At 38.9% G+C, this 6,228-nt stretch carries 3 protein-coding genes; 2 read left to right on the forward strand and 1 reads right to left on the reverse strand.

The annotated features are described in order from the left end of the window. Entirely contained in the window at positions 1-3,135 is a 3,135-nt protein-coding gene (locus tag MWU82_RS16935) for a glycoside hydrolase family 2 TIM barrel-domain containing protein (RefSeq protein ID WP_247097288.1), read from the forward strand. Between the two features lie 58 nt (positions 3,136-3,193). After that, positions 3,194-4,507 (forward strand): APC family permease, encoded by a 1,314-nt coding sequence (locus tag MWU82_RS16940; protein ID WP_247097289.1) that lies wholly within the window; start codon positions 3,194-3,196, stop codon positions 4,505-4,507. 31 nt (positions 4,508-4,538) lie between these two features. Here MWU82_RS16940 and MWU82_RS16945 read toward each other — a convergent pair whose 3' ends face one another. Next, positions 4,539-5,795, reverse strand: a complete 1,257-nt coding sequence (locus MWU82_RS16945) for a site-specific integrase (RefSeq protein WP_247097290.1) — start codon at positions 5,793-5,795, stop codon at positions 4,539-4,541. Between the last annotated feature and the right edge of the window lie 433 nt (positions 5,796-6,228).

Consider the following 6,228-nt stretch of genomic DNA (forward strand, 5'->3'; position numbering starts at 1 on the left):
ATGAGATTACAACTTTTAATATTTCCTTTTGTTCTTACTTTTTTGAGCTGCAAACAAAAAAGATTGACCTCCGTTCCAGAACAAGTAAACCATTACAATCATCAGATTTTTGAGGAAAACAAATTACCACCAAGAGCTACTTTTTTTGGTCTTGAAACTAAGGTGAAACCGGATAAGGAAAACTCGAGGCGCTTTTTGAATTTAAATGGAGACTGGAAATTCAATTTTGTAAAAGACCCCAAACAGAGACCCACAACTTTTCAAAATATAAATTTTGATGATAGTGATTGGGACACCATCCAAGTTCCTGCCAATTGGGAAGTAGAAGGCTATGACCATCCCATATATTTGGACGAACGTTATCCGTTTGACACCAAATGGCCCAATGTACCCACAGATTACAACCCTGTTGGTACATATCGCAAAGAAATTTGGCTTACAGATGAATTTCTGGACGAAGATATTATTCTACATTTTGCAGCTGCAAAATCTGCCATGTACGTATATGTCAATGGCCAATATGTGGGCTATTCCCAAGGTAGCAAGACACCAGCGGAGTTCAACATTACAAAAAACCTAACTGTAGGGAAAAACCTGATTGCCCTTCAGCTATTTAGGTGGAGCGATGCCAGTTATTTGGAAAGTCAGGATATGTTACGTCTTAGCGGTATTGAAAGGGATGTTTATCTGTATAGCAGGCCAAAAGTTCATATAATGGATTATTATGCCTATACCAATTTAGATGACACTTATAAGCATGGGATATTTAAGGATACCGTGTTTCTTCAAAACAATTCTGGAGAATTGTTAAATAGGACATTACACTTGGAGGTTTTGGATGGTAAGTCGATTGTCTACAAAACTGAAGAATCAATCCAAATTCCAGCCTCTTCGAAAATCAATTTTCATTCAGAAACAGTTATTGAGAATGTAAAAACATGGTCGGCGGAACTTCCTAATTTGTACCAACTAACAATTTCATTGGAAGACCCTAAGAATCCAAAAAACAATCAGTACATAAGACGAAATATTGGTTTTAAAAGGGTGGAAATCAAGAACAGTCAAGTTCTATTAAACGGAAAGGCCATTTATATTAAAGGTGTGGACAGGCATGAAACCGACCCCTTGACAGGGCATGTTGTATCCAGGGCGTCTATGGAAAAGGATATTATACTCATGAAACAAAATAATATTAATGCTGTGCGCAGTTCGCATTACCCAAACGATTCCTATTGGTTGGATCTATGTGACACTTACGGATTATATGTGGTTGACGAAGCCAACATTGAAAGCCATCCACTAGCCATAAGCGAGAAAACCCAGATAGGAAATGAAATGAGTTGGTTACCTGCACATATGATGCGTACCCAAAGGATGTATTATCGCGATAGGAACCACCCCTCCATATATTCTTGGTCCTTGGGTAACGAAGCTGGGGAAGGTGAAATTTTTAGATCTACTTACAAATGGTTGAAAAGTCACGACGACAACCGGATCGTACAATATGAGCCTGCTGGAAAGGAGGATTATACAGACCTGTACTGCCCAATGTATCCTAAACCCGAATATCTTATCGAACATGGAAATTCGGATTCGGACAAGCCATCAATAATGATAGAATATGCACACGCCATGGGCAATTCTGTGGGAAATTTACAGGATTATTGGGATATTATTGAAAAATACCCCAACCTACAAGGAGGGTTCATTTGGGATTGGGTAGATCAGAGTCTGGAACTTAAAGATAAGGATGGCAAACCCTATTTTGCATATGGTCATGATTATCACCCTGATTTACCAACGGATGGAAATTTTTTAAACAATGGACTGGTGGATCCTTTCCGCAATCCACATCCACATCTTTCTGAAGTGAAAAAGGTATATGAACCGGTTCAGTTTAGATATTTAGGAAATGGAACTATTGGGATTGAGAATAAAAACTTCTTTGCAGATTTTTCAGATAAGGAACTAAATATTAAGGTATTAAAAGATGGGGTAGAGGTATTCCAAAGTTCAGAAAAAATGTTGGAAGTAGGCTCCCAGGAATCTAGTAAAATTCAAATTAGAAATTTTCCTGATTTCAATGATTTAAATAGGGAATACATACTCGAAGTAAGCCTTGTTCAAAAAAATAATTCGGCCTTAATATCACAAGGATATGAGTTGGCCTGGGATCAATTTGTGCTTCATAAAGGAGCATATGTTTCAAAGCCAATTACAAAGGGCCCTATTTTAAACATTAAATCTACTGGGCAAACCATCGAAATAGCAAATGATATTATTAATCTTAGGATTAACGGGAACAGTGGAGAAATTATTTCATGGACATTTATGGGAAAGAAAATTACGGACCAACCTATTCGTCCTAATTTCTGGAGACCTCCAACCGATAATGATTTAGGGAACAGAATGGATAAATGGGCAGAAATATGGCAGGATGCCAGCTATAACTATTCTGCCGAGTTGGTAGGGCGACCGTCACAATCACATATAGGGGTTGTATATAGGGTTGCCTATTCTCTTCCAAATAAGGTAGCCGAGGTAGTAGTTGATTATGAAATTTCCAATGGAGGAATTTTGACAATTGATTATCATTTTGAACCCAATCAAAAAAATCTTCCCAATATTCCAAGGTTAGGAATGTATCTGACGCTACCTAAGGATTTTAGTGATGTTTCTTGGTACGGCAAGGGTCCTACTGAGAGTTACTGGGATAGGAAGACCGGAGTTAAAATAGGGATTTATAACGGAAAGGTGATAGATCAGTTTCATAGATATATGAGACCGCAAGAAACTGGAAATAAAACTGATGTTCGTTGGATGAACGTTTCTTCAAATGATTTGACGCTAAATGTAAAAAGTAATATGCTGTTGAATTCCAGTATTTGGCCCTTTACGATGAAGGAAATTGACTTCAATAAGGATCAGGCCGGGATTTCGGCTTCTGGCCTAGTTCCAGTTACAAAGAGGCATGGTGCCGATATTAGAATCGGAGAGACGGTACAGTGGAATGTGGATTTATTGCAAATGGGAGTCGGAGGTGATAATTCATGGGGAAGGAACGTGCATGTGGAATATACTATTCAACCAAAGTCATATAGCTATTCTTATTCGATAGAGCCATTTTTGAAATAGCTTAATATTAACCACAACAGTACCTAATGTTTATCATTGTATAATTGAATGTTAATCTATGAAAGAGCAAGCTGACGAATTAAAAAGAAATATAGGAACTTGGGGCCTAAGTGCCAATTTGATCAATATAATGATTGGTGCCGGAATATTCGTTTTGCCTGCCGTTGTGGCTGCGGGCCTTGGTTCAGCAAGTGTGTTGGCTTATCTTTTTTGTGGATTATTGATTTCTTTAGTCATGCTGTGTTTTGCCGAAATTGGCAGTAAGATAACCGATACAGGTGGGGCATATGCCTATATTGAAGGAGTTTTTGGTAAATATTTTGGTTTTATTGCGGCTGTTCTTTTTCTAGTGGCAACTATATCCGCAGATGCAGCAGTTGCCAATACTATTGTTGATATTATGGGTTCTATCAACCCCTTTTTTAAGGGAGGAATTATTAAAACAGTTTTCTTTCTTTGTCTTTTTTCAGGCCTTGGATACATTAATGTAATTGGGGTCAAGGAAGGAATAAGATTGGTGAAACTAATTACCATTTCTAAAATTGCCCCTTTAATGGTGTTGATTTTTTTGGCATGGTCGAAAGTAGACATTGTAAATCTGGTGTGGGATTTTACCCCAACGGTTATGGATGTTGGAGAAGTATCCTTGATACTATTCTTTGCTTTCCAAGGTGCGGAATCTGGACTTTCGGTAAGTGGCGAGGTAAGGAATCCCAATAAAACTATACCAAGGGCCATACTGATAAGTATTACGGTGGTATTGCTAATTTATATAATGATCCAAACTGCTGCCCAGGGAGTATTGGGGGAAACATTGGCCAGTTTCAAAGAAAATCCATTGGGCGAGGTGGCAAGCAAGATTTTTGGACCAATAGGGTTTACTTTAATAACCATTGGAGCTGTAGTGTCCATGTTCGGAAATTTGAGTAGTGAAATATTGAGCATGCCAAGGATGCTATATCGGGCCGCAAAGGATAAAGTAATTCCAATTGAAATTGCATCTCGAGTTCACAAGAAGTTTTCTACGCCATATGTGTCAATTATAATTTATGTTGGACTGTGCTTTTTATTTGCTTCATTAGGTGGATTCAAGCAATTGGCAATTCTATCTAGTGCCTCTATTCTACTTATTTATTTGGGAGTGGCAATCGCTGTGATAAAATTGAGAAAAAAGGAAAATAAGGAAGAGTCCGAATTGTCCAAAGACTCATTTAGAATCCCTGGAGGATATCTTGTCCCAATTATGGCTGTTTTGGTTATTTTATTCTTTCTATCCAATCTGTCATTTAATGAATTGATTGCCATTGGTACTTTTATTGGAGTATTATCCATAATCTATTATTTAATTAATGTAGTAAGGCATAATAGATAAGGGAATTAAAAGAGGTTATTTGAATAACTATTTAGGAAACCACCATCTCATTTGCCTCGTCCAATACATGGTTGGTAAAACTCTTTAGATAGATCTGTGTTGTTTTTAAGGAGTTATGGCCCAATCCTTCGCTGATGACCTCGGTGGGCACCCCCATGAACTTGGCGATCGTAGCCCAGGAATGACGGATGGTATAAGTGGTAAAATGTTCTTCAATACCTGCATCCTCGGCAATGATCTTGAGACGGCTGTTCATCCTTCTTCTTTGGGTTTTATATTTCTCATAATGCTTTGTACTGCCATCATAATTCGCAGGGAAAAGATAGTCGTCACTTGATTTTCCTTCGGTATAAAAATTTAGAATTTCCCTTAGCTCGTCCGTAATTCGGACGGAGAGCTGGTCGCCGGTCTTGCTGCGGCCGTAGAATATGCGGTCTTTGGTTATGTCCTTGACCTGAAGCTTTACCAGGTCTATGAAATTCATTCCCCTGCAGTTGAACATCACCAGTGCATAATTCTTTGCATGCCAGACTGGAGATCCTTCTTTGTAGTGAACGTCCCTGATCTTTATGAAGTCCATTTTTGATATGGCCTTCTTTTTCGTACGTCTCGAAGTTGGAATTTTAAAGTGTTGGAAGGGGTTTTTTTTGGGATAAAATTGATCTTCCTTGATGGCACTGTAATAGATGGCCCTAACTGCCCTCAAATAGGAGCTAATGCCATTTTTGGAACTGCTCTTGGCTTTGTGTTCGATTTGGAAATTGGTCAGTAGGGTAACGGTAATCTCATTCAACTGCAGATCCCTTCCCCCGTTCAGTCTGGTAATGGACCTGATGGCCCCTGCATACCAGGACGCAGTTCCGGGTTTGTTGGATCTTAATTTTCTATCGATGATAACTTTGCCCCATTGCGATAGGGTAAGTCCGTTGTCCACTTCGTCCCGTATTTTGGTGTCCACTTTTTTGTCCCATGCTTTGCGTATATATCCTACCAGCGTATCCGCATCTACCGAGTTGATGCTGTCCCCAAGTTCTACTATCAGCATATGGGCGGTATGTAGTTTGTCATAAATTTTTTCATTGGCCCTGTCACAATCAATATGGTTGTTTTTAAAGGCAGACTTTTTCATCCGCATATACTTATCGTCCCATCCAGCGGGGGAGCTGAAATAGGGTAGGCGTATGATCCTTGTTTTACGGTGAAACAATCTTAGGGCAACGGGATACAATCCGTTGGCTGCACTTTTTGCCGATTTTCTGGTGTCCAATATCAATCTTACCTTGGCCATAATCTTGTTCTTTTACTTAAAGTTAGTAAAAAACAAGGCTCACTTTAGGCTCACTATTTTTTGATATCATTTGATATCAAATGATATCAAATTTTATCGAAATGTAATTAAGCAACTGTAAATCAATATAATATGATGTATTTTGCATTCATTTGTAGGATGGAATATGAGTCTTCTAAGCAGGCGGTCGAAGGTTCGAATCCTTCTGCCATCACGACACTCTCAAAACCACGCCTAATGGCGTGGTTTTTTGTTTTATGGAAAGGCCGAACTGCGTTCGTAGCTTTGCAGTAAAACAAAGAACTAGCAGCGCTAGCTGCCTGGTTTTGAATTTGCAGCATTGATCAAGAAGGATCACCGCAGGTAATCCTATGGGCTATGGAAAGGCCGAACAGCGTTCGTAGCCTTGCAGTAAAACAAAGAACTAGCAGTG

The sequence above is a fragment of the Arenibacter sp. S6351L genome, assembly GCF_023016025.1.
Lineage (GTDB): Bacteria > Bacteroidota > Bacteroidia > Flavobacteriales > Flavobacteriaceae > Arenibacter > Arenibacter algicola_B.

Excerpts from the sequence above, each read along its gene's own strand:
- MWU82_RS16935 (WP_247097288.1), top strand. The coding sequence starts at position 1 with ATGAGATTACAACTTTTAATATTTCCTTTTGTTCTTACTTTTTTGAGC.
- MWU82_RS16940 (WP_247097289.1), top strand. The coding sequence starts at position 3,194 with ATGAAAGAGCAAGCTGACGAATTAAAAAGAAATATAGGAACTTGGGGC.
- MWU82_RS16945 (WP_247097290.1), bottom strand. The coding sequence starts at position 5,795 with ATGGCCAAGGTAAGATTGATATTGGACACCAGAAAATCGGCAAAAAGT.